This is a genomic window from Rhodococcus sp. NPDC057135, from assembly GCF_042670865.1.
Classification (GTDB): domain Bacteria; phylum Actinomycetota; class Actinomycetes; order Mycobacteriales; family Mycobacteriaceae; genus Rhodococcus_F.
Window position 1 is genome coordinate 57,952 of record NZ_JBHUUU010000001.1, and the last position, 21,022, is coordinate 78,973.

The 21,022-nt window shown below is 63.2% G+C and carries 18 protein-coding genes; 9 read left to right on the forward strand and 9 right to left on the reverse strand.

The features are described 5' to 3' along the window. The first annotated feature begins 39 nt into the window (after positions 1 to 39). Genes ACFT1A_RS00260 through ACFT1A_RS00280 form a run of 5 tightly spaced genes read left to right on the forward strand, consistent with a single transcriptional unit; the run spans position 40 to position 8,369 of the window. A complete protein-coding gene (locus tag ACFT1A_RS00260) occupies positions 40 to 561 on the forward strand; it encodes an NUDIX hydrolase (protein ID WP_378445240.1) in 522 nt (173 codons plus the stop codon). After that, positions 558 to 2,912 (forward strand): DUF6049 family protein, encoded by a 2,355-nt coding sequence (locus tag ACFT1A_RS00265; protein WP_378445242.1) that lies wholly within the window; start codon positions 558 to 560, stop codon positions 2,910 to 2,912. The genes ACFT1A_RS00260 and ACFT1A_RS00265 overlap by 4 nt, the downstream gene beginning before the upstream one ends. After that, positions 2,909 to 6,925 carry a lipid II flippase MurJ gene (locus ACFT1A_RS00270; protein WP_378445244.1) on the forward strand — a complete coding sequence of 1,339 codons (4,017 nt, stop codon included), beginning with the start codon at positions 2,909 to 2,911 and terminating at the stop codon, positions 6,923 to 6,925. Before ACFT1A_RS00265 ends, ACFT1A_RS00270 begins: the two co-directional genes overlap by 4 nt. A 47-nt stretch (positions 6,926 to 6,972) precedes the next feature. Then, the gene (gene sigM / locus ACFT1A_RS00275; protein ID WP_378445246.1) at positions 6,973 to 7,599 is read left to right on the forward strand and encodes an RNA polymerase sigma factor SigM; all 627 of its coding nucleotides are present in this window, start codon (positions 6,973 to 6,975) and stop codon (positions 7,597 to 7,599) included. A gap of 53 nt (positions 7,600 to 7,652) precedes the next feature. Then, positions 7,653 to 8,369, forward strand: coding sequence for a hypothetical protein (locus ACFT1A_RS00280; RefSeq protein ID WP_378445248.1), 717 nt, complete (start codon positions 7,653 to 7,655; stop codon positions 8,367 to 8,369). A gap of 9 nt (positions 8,370 to 8,378) precedes the next feature. Here the strand turns inward: ACFT1A_RS00280 and ACFT1A_RS00285 are convergent, their stop codons facing one another. Continuing rightward, a complete protein-coding gene (locus tag ACFT1A_RS00285) occupies positions 8,379 to 8,945 on the reverse strand; it encodes a helix-turn-helix domain-containing protein (protein WP_020909857.1) in 567 nt (188 codons plus the stop codon). A 98-nt stretch (positions 8,946 to 9,043) separates the two neighbouring features. On the opposite strand from ACFT1A_RS00285, the gene nox reads away from it, so the two are divergent. The 4 genes from nox to ACFT1A_RS00305 all read left to right on the forward strand — a co-directional run bounded on the left by nox (position 9,044) and on the right by ACFT1A_RS00305 (position 13,099). Beyond that, on the forward strand, positions 9,044 to 10,255 hold the full coding sequence (gene nox, locus ACFT1A_RS00290) for a 4,4'-dithiodibutanoate disulfide reductase (RefSeq protein ID WP_378445250.1): 1,212 nt from the start codon (positions 9,044 to 9,046) through the stop codon (positions 10,253 to 10,255). Between the two features lie 131 nt (positions 10,256 to 10,386). Continuing rightward, complete coding sequence (trxB, locus tag ACFT1A_RS00295) at positions 10,387 to 11,418, forward strand: thioredoxin-disulfide reductase (protein ID WP_378445252.1); 1,032 nt, start codon at positions 10,387 to 10,389, stop codon at positions 11,416 to 11,418. 38 nt (positions 11,419 to 11,456) lie between these two features. Then, the gene (trxA, locus tag ACFT1A_RS00300) at positions 11,457 to 11,780 is read left to right on the forward strand and encodes a thioredoxin (RefSeq protein WP_003942530.1); all 324 of its coding nucleotides are present in this window, start codon (positions 11,457 to 11,459) and stop codon (positions 11,778 to 11,780) included. A 128-nt stretch (positions 11,781 to 11,908) separates the two neighbouring features. After that, on the forward strand, positions 11,909 to 13,099 hold the full coding sequence (locus ACFT1A_RS00305) for an N-acetylmuramoyl-L-alanine amidase (RefSeq protein WP_378445254.1): 1,191 nt from the start codon (positions 11,909 to 11,911) through the stop codon (positions 13,097 to 13,099). Between the two features lie 20 nt (positions 13,100 to 13,119). Here ACFT1A_RS00305 and ACFT1A_RS00310 read toward each other — a convergent pair whose 3' ends face one another. The 8 genes from ACFT1A_RS00310 to ACFT1A_RS00345 form a co-directional block, all read right to left on the reverse strand. Next, positions 13,120 to 13,803, reverse strand: coding sequence for a GNAT family N-acetyltransferase (locus ACFT1A_RS00310; RefSeq protein WP_283305626.1), 684 nt, complete (start codon positions 13,801 to 13,803; stop codon positions 13,120 to 13,122). 255 nt (positions 13,804 to 14,058) lie between these two features. Then, positions 14,059 to 15,099, reverse strand: coding sequence for a ParB/RepB/Spo0J family partition protein (locus ACFT1A_RS00315; RefSeq protein ID WP_097386590.1), 1,041 nt, complete (start codon positions 15,097 to 15,099; stop codon positions 14,059 to 14,061). Position 15,100: 1 nt separating this feature from the next. Then, positions 15,101 to 16,102, reverse strand: coding sequence for a ParA family protein (locus ACFT1A_RS00320; protein WP_378445257.1), 1,002 nt, complete (start codon positions 16,100 to 16,102; stop codon positions 15,101 to 15,103). Between the two features lie 81 nt (positions 16,103 to 16,183). Beyond that, positions 16,184 to 16,864, reverse strand: a complete 681-nt coding sequence (gene rsmG / locus ACFT1A_RS00325; protein WP_019746204.1) for a 16S rRNA (guanine(527)-N(7))-methyltransferase RsmG — start codon at positions 16,862 to 16,864, stop codon at positions 16,184 to 16,186. Positions 16,865 to 17,960: 1,096 nt separating this feature from the next. Further along, on the reverse strand, positions 17,961 to 18,446 hold the full coding sequence (locus tag ACFT1A_RS00330) for a DUF6301 family protein (RefSeq protein WP_378445259.1): 486 nt from the start codon (positions 18,444 to 18,446) through the stop codon (positions 17,961 to 17,963). 97 nt (positions 18,447 to 18,543) lie between these two features. Further along, positions 18,544 to 18,744, reverse strand: a complete 201-nt coding sequence (locus ACFT1A_RS00335) for a hypothetical protein (RefSeq protein ID WP_378445261.1) — start codon at positions 18,742 to 18,744, stop codon at positions 18,544 to 18,546. Between the two features lie 555 nt (positions 18,745 to 19,299). Beyond that, on the reverse strand, positions 19,300 to 20,232 hold the full coding sequence (locus tag ACFT1A_RS00340; RefSeq protein WP_378445263.1) for a GNAT family N-acetyltransferase: 933 nt from the start codon (positions 20,230 to 20,232) through the stop codon (positions 19,300 to 19,302). A gap of 223 nt (positions 20,233 to 20,455) precedes the next feature. Then, complete coding sequence (locus ACFT1A_RS00345) at positions 20,456 to 21,019, reverse strand: protein jag (protein WP_003942504.1); 564 nt, start codon at positions 21,017 to 21,019, stop codon at positions 20,456 to 20,458. Positions 21,020 to 21,022 lie beyond the last annotated feature (3 nt).

Consider the following 21,022-nt stretch of genomic DNA (forward strand, 5'->3'; position numbering starts at 1 on the left):
CGGCGTCGACCTGCCGTCGGCAACCCCGATAAACCTTTGATGCGAACCGTCCGCGAAACTTCTGCGGGCGGCTTGGTCGTCGATGGCTGGGGCGGACCCCCGGAACGCCTCTGCGCTGCACTGATCGGCCGAACCGACCGGCGCGGACGCCTGCTCTGGTCGCTACCCAAGGGCCATATCGAGCAGGGTGAGACCGCCGAGCAGACCGCGATGCGTGAGGTCGAAGAAGAAACCGGTATCCAGGGAACCGTCCTGGCGCCGCTGGGCAGTATCGACTACTGGTTCGTGACCGAAGGTCGACGCGTCCACAAGACCGTGCACCACTATCTCCTCCGCTTTCTCGGCGGTGAACTCTCCGACGAGGACATCGAGGTCACCGAAGTCGCCTGGGTGCCGCTGACGGAACTGCACTCGCGGCTCGCGTACGCCGACGAGCGCAAACTCGCAGAACTCGCGTCGCAGATGATCGCCGAGATGCCGAGACCTGAAATCCAGCGACCTGAAATGCAGCGACCTGAGATTCTGCGAACACAGCACCCGAAGGAACCGGACGCCGGATGAGAATGGCTCTGCGGCGGGCCGGTGTGGCCGCTCTGGTGATGGCCGCTGTCGGTTTCGGGCCTGCAACGACGGCCGTCGCAGGTCCAGCACCGGCCAGCCAGCCCAGTGAGCGCGCACCGGCGCGAAACACCAACGATGCCAAATTTCTGCAACTGACCATCGACTCCACCGCACCGACCACGGTGACGACCACCAGCGACCGCAACGTCGTGGTCAAGGGCACGGTGAAGAACGTCGGTGACCGTCCCGTCGAGGACGTCGGAGTGAGGCTGCAGCGCGCTCCCGCGATCGACTCCAGTTCGGACGTGCGCGCAGCACTCGATTTCGACCAGGCTGTTTTCGACACGGTCGGCGAATTCGACACCGTCGCCACCACCCTCGACACCGGCCAGTCCAAGCAGTTCACGCTCACCCTGCCGCTCCGGAGCACAACCGGGTTGTCCCTCGACATCACCGAACCCGGCGTCTACCCGATGCTCGTCAACGTGAACGGGACCCCGGAGTACGGCGGTGCCGCCCGACTCGACGACGCACGCTTCCTGCTCCCCGTCCTCGGTGTGCCGGCCGCAGCCGAATCGAACGCCACAGCCGGAACCCCCAGTTCGTCCGCCACGGCCGTCGTTCCCCCCGACACATCCGCCCCGATCGGCGTCACGCTCATGTGGCCGCTGGCCGACGCTCCCCGACTCGTCGGCGGAATCCCCGGCGCGGTCAACGAGCCCGTACGTCTGACCGACGACGAACTTGCCACCGAACTTTCCGACGGCGGACGTCTGGACGCGTTGGTCGATGCGGTGGAGAACGCCACCAAACCCGAAAGCGATACCGATCGCCGCGTCACGGATGCACTCTGCCTGGCAATCGACCCCGACCTTCTGATCACCGTCGAGAACATGACTCGCGGATACCTCGTCGCCGACAACTCGTCCGACCCCACCGGGCCGTCGCACGAAGGCCGCGGCAGCGACGCCGCCAACCAGTGGCTCGGCCGGGTGAAGACGCTCGCCTCCTCGATGTGCACGACGGCGGTTCCCTTCGCGCAGGCCGATCTCGCCGCGGTCACCTCGGTGGCCAATCCGGAGTTGACGGCTACCGCGCTCGCACGCCCGGCGGACATCGTCGACAACATCCTCGGCGTGACCTCGTTGCGAGATTTCGTCTGGCCCGATTCGGGTGTCCTCGACTCGGCCACTGCAGAGGTGCTGAGCGTGAATCCCACCACAGCGATGGTGGCTGACACCTCCGTCGACTCGGCGGCCCCGCAGCTGTCGTCGCGGATAACCGGCTCACTCGACGCGCTTGCCTTCGACACCTCGGCAGCCGCAGCCTTGGCCGCCACCGGCTCGGAGCCGCAGGTCCCGTCGTACATCCCCGACGACACCGCGCCGACCATCGACATCGAATCGCGCAGCGCCCGGCGTCAGGACGCGCTGGGAGCGATGGCCTGGGCCGCGCTGACGCCGACGTCGCTGCCGCGCAATCAGATCTTCGCGCCGCCGCAACTGTGGACCGCCGACAGCAACGACGCCACGGCGGTGCTCTCGATGCTCGCGACCCTCATCCGGTCCGGGCTCGCCTCACCTCAGGCCCTGCCGGCGCTGCTCGGCAGACAACCGGGCGCGACGGACGCCGCAACTCTCGACTACCCGGACCGGGCTACCCAGGACGGTCCGCAGACGTCCGTCGTCGAGACCGCAACCACCCAACTTCCGCGTATCGACGGGCTCGAAGCATCGCTGGTGGACGATCCGGCGGCTTCGCTCACCCCCCGGGGATTCACGGCGCCGCTCCGCGAAGATCTACTCCGCTCGATGACCTTGGCCGATCGCCGCAACGTCGACTCCGCTTCGGTCAATCGGGCGGAGCGCGCTGCGACCATCCGCGCCGACAACGTCACCGAAGCCGTCGACGGGATGTACCGGGCCGTCAGTGTCGTGTCGCCGGGCGGCGTCTACACACTCGCGTCGGGGCAGAGTCCGCTCCTGCTGGTCGCGCGCAACGAGCTGCCCATCGCCATCAACGTCGACCTGCGTGTGGAAGCCCCACCCGAGATGCAGATCAGTGACATCGGTCCCAAACAGCTGCCGCCGCGAGGTAGCCGACAGTTGACTGTGCCCGCGGAAATGAACGATTCTCGCAAGCTGGAAGTCAACTTCTCACTGACCACGACAGATGGCCGCCAATTGGGTACGCCGACCAGCGTGACCGTACGGTCGAATGCGTACGGTCGTCCCCTGGCCGCCGTGACGGCGACAGCGGGAGGGTTGCTGCTGTTCCTGGCAGGGCGACGGCTGTGGCATCGATTCAAGGGTCAGCCGGACCCAGCAGATGAAGGGTACGAACGCTCATGACCGGGAATCCACCCGAGGAGGGTCGCCGCTCGGCGATCACCCGCAAGAGTGCCACGACCCGTTCGCATCCTCGGATGCCACCGTGGGAGCGCGGCTACCCGATTCAGCCGGTCAACCCGGACGCACGTTTCGACGACGCACCCACCATGACCATCCCGGTGATCCGCGACTACCCCCGGTACCGCGAAGCCGAGATGGAATTCGCCGACCGGCAGACGACCACGTCGGACGAGTTCGACACCGACGCCCATGTCCAGGTCGGGGAGCGCAAGGAGACCAACTCTCGACTCCTCGCGGCAACCGGTTCCATCGCGATTGCGACGCTGACGAGCCGCATCACTGGGTTCGCCAAGCAGTTGATGATCCTGATGGTCCTCGGCCCCGCCATCGCCAGTTCGTTCACCGTCGCCAGCCAGATCCCGAACATGATCGCGGAACTGGTTCTGGGCGCCGTGCTGACCGCCATCGTCGTTCCCGTGCTGGTTCGCGCCGAACGGGAGGACACCGATCACGGCGAAGCGTTTGTCCGACGCCTCTTCACCGCGTCGCTTGTCCTACTCGGTATGGCCGCGCTGCTCGCGACCCTGGCAGCACCCGTACTCACCAAATACGTCTTCCTGTCCGAAGACGGCAAGGTCAGCACCGACCTGACCACCGCGCTGTCGTATCTGCTTCTGCCGGCGATCCTGTTCTACGGGCTGTCGGCACTGTTCACAGCGTTTCTGAACACCAGGCAGATCTTCAAGCCCGGAGCCTGGGCTCCCGTACTCAACAATGTCGTCGTCCTCGTGGTGCTCGTGGTCTATCGCCTGACTCCGGGTGAGATCTCGCTGAATCCGGTCTCGATGGGCGATGCAAAACTGCTCACCCTCGGTATCGGCATCACCATCGGCGTCATCGTGCAGGCCGCCAGCCTGATCCCCGCGCTTCGCCGCGAGAAGATCTCACTCAAGCCGCTGTGGGGCCTCGACGATCGCCTGCGCCAGTTCGGCGGCATGGCCGTCGCCATCGTCTTGTACGTCTTGATCAGCCAGATGGGCATGATCTTCGCGACCAAGATTTCCTCACATGCCGACGAAGCCGGCCCTGCCATCTACAGCCAAGCCTGGTTGCTCCTGCAGCTCCCGTACGGCGTGCTCGGAGTGACGGTTCTGACGGCGATCATGCCGCGCCTGAGCCGCAACGCAGCAGCCGACGACACCCCGGCCGTCGTGGACGATCTGTCGGTCGCGACGCGTCTGACCATGATCACGCTGGTTCCGATCATCATGTTCCTGACCTTCATGGGTCCGCAGGTCGGTGAAGCGCTCTACGGTTACGGCCGCTTCGGACCCGAACAGGCCGAACGACTCGGTACCGCCGTGAGCTGGTCGGCGTTCACGTTGATTCCGTACGCGCTGGTCCTGATCCAACTTCGAGTGTTCTACGCCCGCGAACAGGCCTGGACGCCGACGTGGATCGTTCTCGGCATCACTGCAGTGAAGATCGCTTTCTCGGCACTGGCTCCGGTCTTCGCCTCCAACAGCGATCAGGTCGTGATCCTGCTCGGTGCGGCCAACGGCCTCGGCTACATCACCGGCGCCGTCATCGGCGGATACCTCCTGCACCGCAGCCTCGGAAACCTGCAGATGGCCAACGTGGGCAAGACGGTCTGGTCCGTCGTACTCGCCTCGCTGGCCGGTTCGCTGACCATGCTCGCGGTCGACCGAGTCCTCGGATTCGATCAACTCACCGAGCGTTTCGGCGGACCCGGCTCGATGGTTCGCGTCGCCGTCGGCGGCATCCTGATGCTCGCGATCACCTTCACGATTCTGTACTTCAAGAAGGTTCCGGAAGTTCTGTCGGTAACGGTTGCGGTCTCCCGCAAGATTCGTTCACTGACAGGTCGCGCCGAACCGGACACACGTAACAACACCGACGACGACGTCACCGAGCTGATTCCTGCAATCAGAACGGAATCAAACGAGCAAGAACGACCGGGTGCGCTCCCGTACCCTGGTCATGGGCGTACAGGATCGCAACCCGCGCGTATTCGGGGACGGGCTATCGATGGAGAAGGAGCGAGGGTGAGCGACGACAACGTTTCCGGCAACAAGAGTGCCGGGACTTCTGCCGTGAAAGCGTCCGAACAGAAGTCAACGGCATCGTCGGGCACACCTGCATCCACGAGTTCCTCCGCATCTGTCGGCCAGAAGCCGCAGCAGGGTCAGAAGCCACAGCAGGGTCAGAAGCCACAGCAGCCTGCCCAGCGGCCGGTCCAGAAGCCACAGCAGCCGGTGCAGAAGGCCGCTCCGCCGGTGCCTCCGGTCAGCGTGTCCAAGACACCTTCGGCGCCCGTGTCGAAGGCACCTTCAGCACCTGTGTCGAAGACACCCGCACCGAAGACGCCTGCTCCGGACAAGAAGGCACCCGAATCTCCGAAGACGGCTGCCGCTCAGACTCCGCCCGCTGCGCCTCGTTCGTCTGCCGCCGGATCCGCATCACGACCGGCACAGCGACCGATGCCCCGTGGACCCAAGCTCATCCCCGGCGCATCTGTCGCCGGCGGACGCTACCGTCTGCTCGCCCCGCACGGCGGAACCCGCGGGCTTCAGTTCTGGGAAGCTCTCGACGTCAAGCTCGACCGTGAAGTAGCCCTGACGTTCGTCGACGCCGATCAGCGCGGCGACGACGACAGCCAGTCCGGACCGCAGGCAGTTCTTTCACGCACTCTGCGCCTGGGACGAATCAACTCGCCCGGTCTGGCTCGCGTCCTCGACGTCGTCCGCGGAAGCTCGGGCGGAATCGTCGTCGCCGAATGGACTCCCGGTCGCTCGCTGCGTGAAATGGCCGAGACGACGCCGTCGCCGATCGGTGCAGCGCGCGCCATCCGCGCCCTCGCGGCCGCTGCCGAGGCCGCTCACCGTACCGGCGGTGCGCTGTCCATCGATCACCCTGACCGCGTTCGCATCAGCATCAACGGTGACGCCGTACTGGCGTTCCCGGCGACGCTTGCCGACGCCGATTCCACCAGCGACGTCCGCGGCCTCGGCGCCATGCTGTACTCGCTCATCACGGCACGCTGGCCGCTCGCCGAACCGTCCGCCGGTCCCGTCGGTGGTCTGCTTCCCGCCGGCCGCGGCGCCGACGGCAACATCGTCGAACCTCGGGTCGTCCGTCCGGAGGTCCCGTTCGACATCTCGGCCGTCGCGGTTCGAGCCTTGCAGTCGGAGAGTGGAATCCGCACAGCTGCCACCGTGCAGCACATCCTCGATCAGGCGTCCGTCGTCAACGACAAGACGGAAATGATTCCGGCACTTCGTCTCGGCCACCGCGAACAGGGAGCGTCGGGTCATGCACTGAACGACCCGGAAGCCATCGAGGCCGAGAAGAAGAAGTCGACGCGGATGCTCGCGGCACTGACGGCGCTCGGCGTCTTCACCGTGATCGTCCTGATTCTCCTTGTGGTGTGGGTTGCGAGCTTCCTCTCGGGCGGCAGTAACGACACCCCGCTCAGCGAGCAGAGTTTCGGATTGACCACCGAAGCCACTGCGCCCGAGAACAATTCACCCGCGCCCGCACCGGCGGCGGCAACCGTGCCGGTAGCCGCCTCGGCCGTAACGGTGTTCTCACCCCAGGGCACGCCGGACCAGCCGGCGACGGCCAAGAACGCCATCGACGGCAATCCAGCCACCGCATGGTCGTCGGACTCGTACTTCCAGCCCTTCCCGTCACTGAAGAACGGCGTCGGCCTGATGGTGACGCTCGCCGATGCGGCCAACCTGAAGAACATTGCGATCACGTCTGATTCGCCCGGAACCGTCGTTGAAATCCGTTCTGCCCCTTCTGCGAATACTTCGCTGGATCAGACCAAGGAAATCGGATCCGGTGTACTGAAGAACGGTGTGACCGACATTCCGCTCTCGTCGGACGGCTCGGGTCAGTATGTCCTGGTTTGGATTACGCAGCTCAGCACCGAATCCGGACAAAACCAGACATCCATCTCGGAGATTGCATTCACTGCTGCAAAGTGATCGCCCTTGGCCCGTCTGAAACCTACCGACTGGGCTAATATCCGCCCGTGCACAGTTATCGGGGGGGCACCGGGGGCGGAGCCGGAAAATTCGAATCCAGAAGTTTCGAGAACACAAATCTCGAGACGACGGATTTCGAATTGTTGACTGCTCATGTGGCAGGCGATCGGCATGCGTTCCGTGAACTTCTGACCCGGCATCAGGATCATCTATGGCACGTTGCCCGGCGTACGAGCTACTCGGACGAGGACGCGGCAGACGCGCTCCAGGAGGGTCTGCTGTCCGCGCACCGCAAGGCGGCGAAGTTCCGCGGCGACGCGGCGGTGCGAAGCTGGCTCCACACCATCGTGGTCAATGCCTGCCTTGACCGGATCCGACGCAACAAATCACGGGCCGCGTTCTCTCTGTCTTCCGAGAATGCGGAGGAACCTCGAGATCACCGCGACTACGCAGCGACAGTGGACATGAGCCTGACCGTCGAACAGGCACTGGCATCGCTGCCCCCTGAGCAGCGTGCTGCCGTCGTCGCCGTCGATGTCGAGGGGTATCCGGTAGCCGAGGCCGCCGAAAGATTGGGAGTGCCCGTAGGGACCGTGAAGAGTCGCTGCGCCCGCGCCCGAAAGCGCCTCGCCGCCCAGTTGGAGGACTTTCGCGAAGGCGGGAACCATTCGTGAACCGGCCGCGTCCTATCTTGTAAGCGTCCACACCGACTGCCGAGGGAGGGTTCATGACAGATCCGTCTGTCCGCGTTCCGTCTCCTCCGTTTTCGGAAGACCTCTTGGCGGATCTTCACGCCGGGGTTCTCGATTCCGAAACCAGTGCATTGCTGTGGCCGCTGGTACACGCCGACCCCGCCGCCCATGCATTTGTCACCACTCTCGACGGCGTCACAGCTTCGCTTGCGGCACTGAACTCACGCGAGACCCCTCACGACCGGATCCCGAATTCGCTTGCTGAGCAGATCAATTCGGCACTCGAATCACAGTCCAGCCACGTCGATCCGCCTGCAGAGACAACCGTCGTGCCGTTCCGGCGGCGCCCACAAACGTGGGTTCTCGGTGCCGCTGCAGCCGTAGCGGTGGCTTTCGTGATCGTTGTGATCGGAACCCGAGATTCCGAACCTGCCGAAAGCGTTGTCGCTCAACCGAGCACACCGGCGACGTCGGCTGTCGACGATCCGGATTCGGTGTCGCTGCTCTCACTCATCGGATCCAAAAATCTTGGACCACTGGATGATCCGTCCAAACTGGCCGGCTGCCTACGTGCCAACGACATCGACGAGGGCAGGCCCCTGCTCGGTTCGGGTGAGGTTCGCATCGACGAGGCACCGGCGATAGTCTTACTCTTCGCAGGATCGCAACCGCGTCAGATCACTGCTTTGACTGTCGGCACCGACTGCAGCGAGGGCAATCCGAATACGTTGTCGGTCAAGAACATCGGCTGAGGTCGACGGTCAGCGCGGCGTTGCGGCGGGTAGCAGGAGTTCGAGAATTCTCCCGCGCAACGCATCCGTATCGTCCTCGACCGCTATCAGACTCGAGAACATCGCTGCTCCGGCCGCCAAAACCAGCACGGCCTTGGCGTCGAGCAGCGCCGATTCGGGATCTTCGGCGTTCTGAAGGAAGAGTTGCGTACTCGGCCCACTGAACCCGCGCCACAATTCGTTGCGCAGATCGTCATGGTCGCGCAATGCTGCCAGCAGTCCCGGCGACGCGGCGCGAACCTCGGGCCGCGAGAAGAGTTGGGCACTTCCCTCCACCACCCAACGGATCCAGCCGTCGCGATCGGTGCCCTCGAACGGCGTCAGGTCAGGTGTCGCGCCCAGGATCGATCCGAGCACGAGGTGCGCCTTCGACGGCCATCGCCGCGACATCGAGGCCCGACTGACCCCTGCCCGTGCCGCGATCGCCCGGAGGCTCAGTTGCTCCCAACCGACCTCCAGGAGCATCGCTCGGGTGACCTCGAGAACTGTGTCGTCGATGCGTGGGTCTCGTGGGCGACCTGATCCTGTGGCATTCATCGTGTCGAATTGTCGGACAGATTGGGAGAAGGCGCTATATCGTCGTACATACGAGTCCACTGGCATCGTAATGATCAGGCCGTCGCAGGAAGCAGAAAATGACCACAGCGCCCACACCGTCGATATTCGAACCCGCACGTCTCGGCCCTCTGACCTTGCGCAACCGCATTGTCAAAGCTGCCACTTTCGAGGGCGTCATGCCCAGGGGAGCGGTCTCCGACGATCTGATCAACTTTCACGCCGAAGTGGCCCGCGGCGGAGCCGCGATGACCACCGTCGCCTACTGCGCTGTCTCACCGGGTGGACGAGTGCACCGCGACACCCTTGTCATGGACGAACGCGCACTACCTGGGTTGCGCAGACTGACCGATGCCGTCCACGCCGAAGGCGCACTGGCCGCGGCGCAGATCGGCCACGCGGGACTGGTCGCCAACACTCTCTCCAACAAGACGAAGACTCTGGCGCCGTCGACCCGGCTGAGTCCGCCGGCAATGGGCCTCGTCAAAGGCGCGACACTTGCCGAACTCGACGGTGTTGTCGCCGACTTCGAACGGACCGCCCGCGTCGCCGTGGATGCGGGATTCGACGCCATCGAGGTCCATCTCGGTCACAACTACCTACTCAGTTCATTCATGAGCCCCAATTTGAACAAACGCCATGATCGATACGGCGGCAGCGTCGCCAAGCGCGCGGAGTATCCGCGTCGAGTCATCGAAGCGGTGCGACGAGCTGCTGGATCCACCGTGGCGGTCACCGCGAAATTCAACATGTCCGACGGGGTTCCGAAGGGTCTGTGGCTCGACCAGAGCCTGCCGATCGCACAGATCCTCGAGGACGACGGTCATCTTGACGCGATGCAATTGACCGGTGGCAGTTCACTTCTCAACGGAATGTACTTCTTCCGCGGTGAGGTACCACTCGCAGAATTTGTTGCCTCCCAACCCAAGCTCGTCGGGTACGGGCTCAAGTTCTACGGCCCCAAACTCTTTCCGACGTACCCGTTCGAGGAGGGATTCTTCCTTCCCTTCGCTCGCCAGTTCCGGCAAGCGCTGAAGATGCCGCTGATCCTGCTCGGCGGCATCAACCGCGTCGACACCATCGAGCACGCACTGGATGAAGGGTTCGAGTTCGTCGCCATGGCGCGTGCGCTCCTCAGGGACCCGCAACTGGTCAACAAATTCCAAGCCGAGAGCGCCGTCGAGGGTCTGTGCATTCACTGCAACAAGTGCATGCCCACCATCTACACCGGCACGCGCTGTGTGGTTCGGGACGCGCTTGTGGTTCGGGAGGCAGCACGCCCCGCCCAGTGAGTCCCACACTGTGAGCTGCGGACTGTGAGCCACTTTCCAACCGAGTGCGGGAACAACACCCCTTATCCTGGTGTTGATCGGTACGGCTCTCCAAGAAGCGGAGGGTCTGCACTCACTATTGGAAGGCTCGCATGACCACCCAGCTGGAAAACACGCCCGCGGTCCATGACGTCATCATTGTCGGTTCCGGACCGGCCGGTTACACCGCTGGTGTCTACACCGCGCGTGCTGAACTCCAGCCCGTGCTCTTCGAGGGAACCCAGTTCGGTGGCGCCCTCATGACCACCACCGAGGTCGAGAACTTCCCCGGATTCCGTGAGGGAATCATGGGCCCGGACCTGATGGAACAGATGCGTGAGCAGGCACTGCGCTTCGACACCGACATCCGCACCGAGGACGTCGAGGAAATCGACCTGAGCGGCCCGATCAAGACGGTCGTCGCGAACGGCGAAACGTACGCCGCACACGCGATCATCCTCGCGATGGGCGCGGCAGCGCGTTACCTGGGGATTCCCGGCGAAGAGCGTCTCCTCGGCCGCGGCGTCAGCGCCTGCGCCACCTGCGACGGCTTCTTCTTCCGCGACCAGGACATCGTCGTGGTCGGCGGCGGCGACTCCGCGATGGAAGAGGCAACCTTTTTGACCCGTTTCGCTCGCTCGGTCACCCTGGTGCACCGCCGCGAGGAGTTCCGCGCCTCACGGATCATGCTCGAGCGCGCCAAGGCGAACGAGAAGATCCGCTTCCTGACCAATACGGAGCCCGTCGAGGTGCTCGGTGAGAACAGTGTCGCCGGCCTGCTCGTGCGTGACACCGTCACCGGTGAGACCTCCACCCTCGAGATCACCGGCATGTTCGTCGCCATCGGCCACGACCCGCGCAGTGAGCTCGTCAAGGGCCAGGTCGATCTCGACGACGCCGGATACGTGCGCGTCGCTCCCGGTTCTACCGCGACGTCCGTCGACGGCGTCTTCGCTGCCGGTGACCTGGTCGATCACACGTACCGTCAGGCGATCACCGCTGCCGGCACCGGATGCTCCGCAGCAATCGACGCCGAACGCTGGCTGGCCGATCGTGGCGACATCACCGCCAACACGCTCGACGCTGCCGGCCACACGGTCGACGTCGAAGGCGTAGCCGACAATGCCACCGTCGGCGCTCCCTGATTTATCAAGCTGTCGTACCCAACCCTCGAGGAGTAACAGTGTCGAATACCGTCACCATCACCGACGATTCCTTCAAGCAGGACGTCCTGGGCAGCGACAAGCCCGTTCTGGTCGATTTCTGGGCAACCTGGTGCGGCCCGTGCAAGATGGTCGCCCCGGTCCTCGAGGAGATCGCCGGTGAGAACAGCGAGAAGCTGACCGTCGCGAAGCTCGACATCGACGCCAACCCGGCGGCCGCCCGCGATTTCCAGGTCATGTCGATCCCGACGATGATCCTGTTCAAGGACGGCAAGCCGATCAAGACGATCGTCGGCGCCAAGGGCAAGGCTGCACTGCTCAAGGACCTCGCAGACGTTCTCTGACGGCTAGTTGAGCATCATGGATTCTCGCAATCCACAGAATTTCTGAGATAATCGATCGATGTGCCTGATCGGGTCTACGACCAGGCACATCGATCGAATTCGTTAACCGATCCGAGAGGCTTTCACGCATGCACAGACTCCGACACGGCGATCACGGCCCGGCCGTCGCCGAGATTCGGGGCACATTGACGAAGCTGGGATACCTCCATCACGGAACTTCCGGCATTCGACGTGAAAGCGCCGACGGTGCCCACTGGGTTGCACCCGACGCCATCTTCGATCATCAACTCGACAGCGCCGTTCGCGCCTTCCAGCAGCAGCGTGGGCTCCTCGTCGACGGCATTGTGGGTCCGGCAACGTATCGCTCACTTCGTGAGGCCTCGTACCGCCTGGGTGCCCGTACGTTGATCTACCAGCTGTCCGCGCCGCTGTACGGCGACGACGTCGCAGCTCTGCAGGCAAAATTGCAGGACCTCGGCTTCTATGCGGGTCGGGTCGACGGTTTCTTCGGCCCGCAGACCCACGAATCTCTCTCGTCTTTCCAGCGTGAAATCGGGATCGCCGCCGACGGTATCTGCGGTCCGCAGACACTGCGTTCGCTGGACCTGTTGGGAACCCGCGTCACCGGTGGTTCCCCGCACGCCATCAGCGAAGAGGAGCTGGTGAGGCGCAAGGGCCCGCAGCTGGGCGGCAAGCGCATCGTCATCGATCCAGGCCTCGGTGGGCCGTCCACCGGCAACATCGTCAACGGCATCTCCGAAGCCGACATCCTCTGGGATCTGGCCATGCGCCTCGAGGGACGGATGGCGGCAACCGGGATGGAAACTTTCCTCTCCCGCCCGCACAACGCCGATCCGACCGAGGCCGAGCGCGCACTGACGTCCAACGCGTTCGACGCCGATCTCATGATCTCCTTGCGTTGCGACAGCAACTCGAGCCCGTCGGCAAACGGTGTCGCGAGCTTCCACTTCGGTAACTCGCACGGTTCGGTCTCGATGATCGGGCAGGTGTTGACCGGATTCGTTCAGCGCGAGATCGTTGCGCGAACCCCGTTGCGGGACTGCAGAACTCACGGACGCACGTGGGAGTTGTTGCGCCTGACCAACATGCCGACGGTGCAGATCGATCTCGGCTACCTGTCCAACGCGTCCGACGTTGCGGTACTGACGAATCCGCGGATGCGTGACACCATCGCCGAAGCCATTTTGATCTCGGTCAAGCGGCTGTATCTGTTGGGCCAAGATGATCAGCCGACCGGTACCTTCACCTTCGCCGAGCTTCTCGCAGAAGAACTTTCGGTAGCCGACCGCATTTCGTAGGTCCTGCGGTCGGCACCTGCTCACACTCTGGCGAGCTCGCTGATCTCCACCATTTCGAGAGCTGCGGCCTTCAGTAGACGGTCGAGGGCTTCTTCGACGTCGACTTTCCATTCGTGGTCTCGATTGAGCTCGAGACGAAGCCGCGGATAACGATGGTGCGGAGCCACGACCTCGAAACCGTAGTCCTCGAGGAACTCGGCACTGATCATGCATTCTGCGGGTGAACATTCCAAAGCTGCGGTTGCGCTGGCCACGTCGGACGCGGGTCCCAGGCCGTCGCTGCGGATACCGAACGCCTCGAGCGCACGAACTCCGCGTCGAACGAGATCTGTCACGACAGCGGCCAGCAGGCTCGGCCCAAGTTCTTCTTCGATGCCCGAAGGCTCGAGCCGAAGGCTTGTCAGGAGCACTGCGTCCGAACTGACCGGACTGGTCGGAAACAGCTGCGCGCGCGGGATCGTGCGGGGAGGGGCGTACAACGCACTACCAAGCGGCTTTCCGTCTCGGACGGCGACCTGTCCGCACGAACCCCACTCGAGCATGACCATCGACAGCCATGCTTCCTTCTCGAATTCCTGATCGCAGAATCCTCGGGCGTCGTGAAGCGCGCCCGGATCCATCTCCCAGAACACGCAACGACGTGCATGGGCGGAAAGCTGATCGAGGGTGTCGAGCGTGAGCGAGGTGATGACGTGAGTCGACACTGACTAACTCACTCTCCGTAGGTCCCCGAAGCGGTTTTGATGCTCGCCCGCCGCTTTTTTCTTCTCCAGGATAGGCCAGCTGCGACAAGTCGGCAGTGGCACGAGAGTTGATCGCTTTAATGTATTGCTGTTCAACATCTTTCGTCCCGGTTCAAGATTTCGAGAAGCTCGGACCACCTAGATTTGTCACAGTGACGAAAATAGGTGGTGTGCCCGTTCATCGTCATTACGTCACCAAACGGGCTTCCGAGTTCACTACGTGGATTTCTGTGCTTCCATCATCCCGACGATGCGTTGCAGGTCGTCGACCGAGCCGAATTCGACCACAATCTTTCCCTTCCGCTTGCCCAGACTGACAGTCACCCGGGTGTCGAACGAGTCCGACAACCGCTCGGCCACATCCTGCAGACCCGGCATCACGATCGGCTTCCGCTTCTGCTGGGGAGCGATCTCATTATCCGCCCGATTGGCGAGAGTGACTGCTTCCTCCGTTGCACGAACCGACATTCCTTCGGCGACGATGCGCGCCGCCATGACTTCCTGAGCGTCGGCACCCGCCTCGAGGGACAACAGTGCGCGCGCATGGCCGGCCGAAAGTACACCGGCCGCAACGCGACGCTGAACCGCCACCGGCAGCTTCAGCAGACGAATCATGTTGGTCACGACGGGACGCGAACGTCCGATCCGATTAGCCAATTCTTCGTGGGTGACTTCGAACTCCTCGAGCAGCTGCTGATACGCCGCTGCCTCCTCGAGGGGGTTCAACTGCACTCGATGGATGTTCTCGAGGAGCGCGTCGCGCAGCATCGAGTCGTCATCTGTTTCACGAATGATCGCCGGAATCTTCTCCAGCCCGGCTTCCTGGCTCGCGCGCCAGCGACGCTCACCCATGACAAGTTGGTACTTGTCACCGTGACGACGGACCACGATCGGCTGCATCAAGCCGAACTCGCGGATCGAGTGAACCAACTCCGCGAGTGCTTCCTCGTCGAAAACGCTGCGGGGCTGCTTCGGGTTCGTCTCGATCAGGCTCGGTTCGATCTCGAGATATACCGCGCCGGTCGGTTCGAGTTCTGTCTCCGGCTCCGCTTCGACAGGGGCCTTCGCGGCCGTCGCCTTGGTGGCTTTCGGTGTTTTCGGGGCCGCCTTGGTCGGTGGGGGAGGGGAGGGGTTGCGCTTGTCGACGCCGATTACGACGTCCGCTGCAGCCGATCCCAGACCCGGCGCCGTGGCCGGCCCAGTGGGGATGAGAGCAGCCAAGCCTCGGCCCAATCCACCCTTGCGTGCTTGACTCATCTCACTGCTCCTGGGACGTCGTGGTGGCAGAGCGGGCGGCAAGTTCACGGCCGGCGTCGAGGTAACTCATGGCGCCACGTGAACCCGGGTCGTAATCGAGAACTGTCATCCCGTATCCGGGAGCCTCGGACACCTTCACGCTGCGCGGAATCACAGCGCGCAAGACGGCCTCACCGAAGTGTTTGCGTACTTCTTCAGCGACCTGGTCGGCCAGCTTGGTGCGCCCGTCGTACATCGTCAGAAGGACGGTGGAGACATGCAGATCCGGGTTCAGATGAGCCTGGACGAGTTCGATGTTCCGGAGCAACTGACCGACCCCCTCGAGGGCGTAGTACTCGCACTGGATCGGGATCAGAACTTCCTTGGCAGCGACCATCGCGTTGACGGTCAGCAGTCCCAGCGAAGGCGGGCAGTCGATGAGGACGAAGTCGACGTCGAGTTCCGCGAGCACCTTGTCGTTGAGCGCGCCTTTGAGTCGATTCTCGCGGGCAACCATGGAGACCAATTCGATCTCGGCGCCCGCCAGATCGATCGTCGCGGGGATGCAGAGCAGCCGCTCACTGTGCGGGCTCGTCTGGATCGCCTCCGGGGCCTTCACTTCGCCTATGAGCAACTCATAACTGGAGGGGGTGCCCGAGGTATGGACGACACCCAGAGCCGTGCTGGCGTTGCCCTGAGGGTCCAAATCGACCACCAGGACCGTGAGGCCTTGAAGTGCGAGCGCCGACGCAAGGTTCACTGTGGTCGTCGTCTTACCGACGCCACCCTTCTGGTTGGCGATGGTGATCACGCGGCGGAACGCCGGCTTCGGCAGTGTCACCGAATGGGGATGAAGCACCTGGCTCGCTCGATGTGCGGCGGCCCCGATGGGAGTCTCCTCCGAAGAGATCGCCGCATAGGGGGCGGTGAAATTGTCGTCGTCGTTGACGATCTGATCCGCACCCGCGCTCGTTTGCTGCTTCGGTGTTTCACGTGAAACGGCGGATTCAGATCGACCCGACATTGACTGCTCCTTCGATTGGGAATCGATCACTAGGTGCTCTCATCATCTGTACATTGCTCTCGATTGCATGCGTGTAAATCATCAACGCTGGCGACGCTTCGGGAGACGTTCGGCCTTCACCACCACGGTGGGGGTGCGGAGAATCTTGGCTCCACATTCGAGTATTTCCAACTTACCTGCGCCCAACTTCGTGAGCGCCGTACGGTCCCGCTCGATCTCCTCGGCGGCACTCGAACCCTTGAGTGCGAGCATCCGACCGTGCTCGTGGATGAGTGGAAGGGACCAACGCGCGAGCTTCTCGAGGGGCGCCACAGCGCGCGAGGTGACCACGTCCGCGCCGCCCGCTTCCTTCACGACACCCGATTCCTCGGCTCGCCCTCGGACAACCAAGACGTCCAATCCGTTGGACTCGATGAACTCCGCGAGGTACACCGAGCGTCGAAGCAACGGTTCGACCAGAGTCACCTTCAAGTCCGGGCGGGCGATTGCGAGAGGGATACCGGGTAGGCCGGCGCCGCTTCCAACGTCCACAACCGACTCGCCTTCGGCGATCAACTCACCGATAACGGCGCAATTGAGAAGGTGGCGCTCCCACAGCCGAGGGACTTCACGGGGACCAATCAGGCCGCGCTCGACACCATCCGTCGCGAGGGATTGGTAATACCGTTCCGCGATCTCATATCTGTCACCGAACACTGCGCGCGCAGTCTCTTGTTCGTCCCAGTCAACCGACGCCGCACCATTCTGTTCCACGTGAAACATCCTCCCGCGTAAACCGCGAAATCAACAATCAAGACCGAAATCATTATCCGCTCTGGAGCCGACATGTGTTCGCTTCTGCATACCGACTCGCTGTGAGTCTGCCGACTCGTTCAATCTTTGGGAAGTATTCGGCCCAAAATTCAAGCAGGGGAGGGGAGGGGTTCACGTTCCACGTGAAACATCGCGCTGATAAATCTTCCAATTCTGACGCGTTTCACGTGAAACATAGCCGGCCGGCCGAATGCCGATAGCAGCGCAATTCTTAGTATCATCACAGTGACGAAACTGCCATGGGTAGTTACATGGATGGAATTCTGACTCAAAATGGGCAATTTTCAACGAAAAGGGTTGCCGAAAATTGCTGCCGTCGGACAGCCGGACGGACTCGGTCAGTCTGACCCAGTCCGTTCTAGACGCGGATGATTTTCGAGTCCAAGTCCCGGACAGCTTCGGTATCTCATCGCCGGTTGCTGCGAGCCATTCATCCGTCGACTTGATTCTCCTGTTGCGGGAGACCGGAGCCTTGGCATTACAAACCGAGAATCAATCCAAGGAGCTTCGCACCAACCGATGCGCATCGGAGAGTTCGCCCTCGACGTGGAGTCTGGTGTCGGCGGGAAGATCACAGTCGAGCAGGGGAGCTGCCCTATTCGCGGGACGAATTCCTGCGCTCTGCCTATTACGATCCGGGCACCGCGAAGGCATCCCACCTCAAACAGCCCGGATCTTCCCTCGTGCCGGCACCAACAGCAGGTCTGGGCGCGACGCCGATCGCGCACACCCGGCGAGTCAACCGAACTCAGGGCGATCCCGTGATTACCCCGACCCGGCCCGCAGTGTATTGACCGGAGCCCTTGTGGATGAGGTCGATTCCGGTTCCCTTGGCAATGTAGTTGCCGCCGATCTCACCCCGAAGCCCACAACAGCATCATCGACCTTGCGTGGCAACGAAGCCCACGAGGATGAGGATCTCTCTACCCTCCCAGTCGCCCGAATCACTTAGTAACTAGCCACCATTCGATGTGGGTGGACCGATTCGTGTGAGGAGCGCCCAAACCTGTTCCCGCACCGGATGCGATCTCGCCGACCTCGATCGCTAGTCCTCGTACTCCGGTTCCGGCTCATCCATCCATGCCTGATACTTCGGACTCTTCAGAGCGACGTGGATCGCACTGAAACCCCGGTGCAGTGTAATGACCGCTTTCGGCAGATCCCACCGGATAGTTGCCTCAGATCCCGGTTCGGCGCTCGTGGCTGTCCCCAGGAGTGCCGTAAATGCCACATCGAGGTTCGTGAACCCCTCGACCAGCAACGGGCGCACTTCTGCCTTGGGAACACCTAGATCTGCCAGGTCCGAGACGAAGATTGAGATGTAGTGCATCGAACGGTTGCGCCTGAACATGCTCGCCTTCGGCCGGCTGACATGAAGGTTCGTTCGTATCGAGCCGCCACCTTGCCGGAGTTCGACGAGTTCCCATCCAGCTTGTGCGCAGAAGGGTTCCAGGTCGTCGACGGCCCAGGTCCAGTCGAATTCTGCGGCGAGGCGGGCGATCCGGGTGGCGCCTTCGATGTCGACGTGCATGTGCGGATGCTATTTCCTTCATGACCGTTGTTGACGACGCCCCAATCGGGGGCCGTCGAAGTGAGGGCCGTCGAAGTGAGGGCTGGCGGGTTGTCGGTCATCGGATGCCAGCGCCGAAGGTCAGCACCTTGCCAGCCTCGCGTGGGTCGACATCCATGACGGCCGGTTGCGGCATGCTGATGTTGACGACCATCGACTGGTCGACCTTCTTGTCGGTGTCCGCAGGCCACCCGAGGCCGGCCAGGGCGGGCAACGCCAGCGCGGTCCACACGTTCAGGTTGTTCAGGCCTGACGACATCAGATCGGTGATCCATTGTGATGACAATCTGGGGCCGCGATCGAGGGCTCAGGGCAACAACCATCGATCCGGTTTCACGTGAAACGAAGGGCCGACTATTCCGGCTGGGGGAGGGGAGGGGCGCACATTCTCTGCAGCAATTCGAAGACCACGGGCCAGTAGCTCAGGCCGCACACGAGTATCCCGCTCCAAGCACCCAAGATCGCCGCCCGCCTGCGAGAGATGTTCGGGATCGAAGTCTCGGTCGCTGCCGACCTCGATTCCGACTCCACCGTGGCGGCGGTGACGATGAGATTGACCGAGCGTATCGCCGAATGTGCCAAGCCGGCCGTGCGCGCGCAACCGATGGTTGTACTTCCGCGACCGGGTGACCGGATCTGGAGACCTCCATTTTCGTACGACACCGTTGCACCAGGGTATGTGGGTCGAGTTGGAACCTCGCCACCCTTACCCCTTGTACTCGGCGGTCTCCGCGTTACCCCTTACACCGTCGGACAAGCTGGACAGAAAGGCCCGAGCCGGCGCGAGCCGGCGAACCTCCGATTGACGCCCGACTCAGCCCGCCGTGGCCTCGAACACCATCCTGACCTCGGTCACCCGGTAGTTCGCCCGCTTGAAGGCCGCGGCCATGGGCGTGTTGGGCACGTCCGTCGTCGCGGTGATGCGATTGGCGCCATCGGCTGCGTGAACGCGGGTGATCTCGCAGAGGATGTCGTCCACATAGCGACACCCGCGCAGCTCGGGCACTACTCCGAGGTATCCGACGTTGCGGTCGTAGGGCGTCGCGGACGGGATCGCGAAGCCGACCAGCGTCCCGTCCATGGTCTCCGCCAGCCGCCACCACGATCGTTCGCCGGGGCACGACCGGTAGAACTCGAGATCGTCCCGGGCCTGGTTGACGATGTCCGTGGCCGCGATGCCTCGTTGCGTGGCGACGTCCAGGCTGCCGACAGCGACCCGCTGGAACACCGCGAGGAACTCCTCATCGGAGGCGGGACGGAAAATCAGACGCGAGGAGGGGGCGGGCACACCGGCCGCAGGCGTCCACTCGAAACGCAGCCGCTCGATGATCTCGGTCAGTCCGGCCGCCTGGGCCGCCTCGCGACGCCAGGCCACGGCGTCTGCGACGGCGGAATCCGCGTCCTGCCCGGCGGTCGGCACGATAAGCACATACTCGGGCTTCGCGTGGAACTCGGTGTGCGCCCGCGACATGAGTTCGGCGGCGATCGCGGCACGATCCGGCACGTCAGCCAGCACGTGCAAGAAATCAAGGGCGAGCGGACGCTCGCTGTCCTCACGCCCCCACCACAGGGCACGCGCGACGATCCTCGAGCCGTCAACGGCGAACCAGCTCCATTCCGGACGAAGACGTCCGGCCGCCACCTCTTCCCGGAGCGAGTCAGCATCGACGAACCCGACCGGATCGTTCACCGCGAACCCCGCGGACTCTTCCAGCTCGGCCCGTGTCGCGGGTCGGATCAGCACCATTGCATCCCTTCATGTCGGACATGGCGACGAGTACGCGCCGGTCCCCGCCATACCGGTTCACGCCATCAATCCGAGAGGGAACCCGGAACGCTCGTGGGACATGTCGACAACGATAGGCACCTGACCTTCACCGTGCCGCCGGATTCGGTTTCACGTGAAACACTCTCGGACACAAAAGCGGGCCCCGGAAAATCCGGGGCCCGCATTCGATCAAGGGGGAGTGTCAGTCCTTGAGGACAACCACTCGGCGAGACGGCTCAGCGCCTTCGCTCTCGCTGGAAACACCGGCGACCTTAGCGACGGCGTCGTGCACGATCTTGCGTTCGAACGGCGTCATCGGAGCAAGCTCTTCGCGTTCGCCGGTCTCGAGAACACGCTGTGCAGCTTCCGCACCGAGAGCACTGAGTGCCTCGCGACGGCCCGCACGCCAGCCGGCGATGTCGAGCATCAAGCGGCTGCGCTCTCCAGTCGACTGCTGAACTGCCAGACGAGTCAGCTCCTGGAGGGCATCCAGAACCTCACCCTTGCGTCCCACGAGCTTGGTCAGATCGTCGCCGCCGTCGATGCTGACGATCGCCCGATCGCCCTCGACGTCAAGGTCGATGTCTCCGTCGAAATCGAGAACGTCGAGCAACTGCTCGAGGTAGTCGCCGGCGATCTCGCCCTCTTCGATCAGGTCGTCATCGGAATCGTCGATGTCTACATCCACATCGGTAACCGGCGCAGTGGTCTCGGTGCTCACGTCTGCGTTCTCTCCATCCACAACGATGTCAGCTTCACTGGACATTGG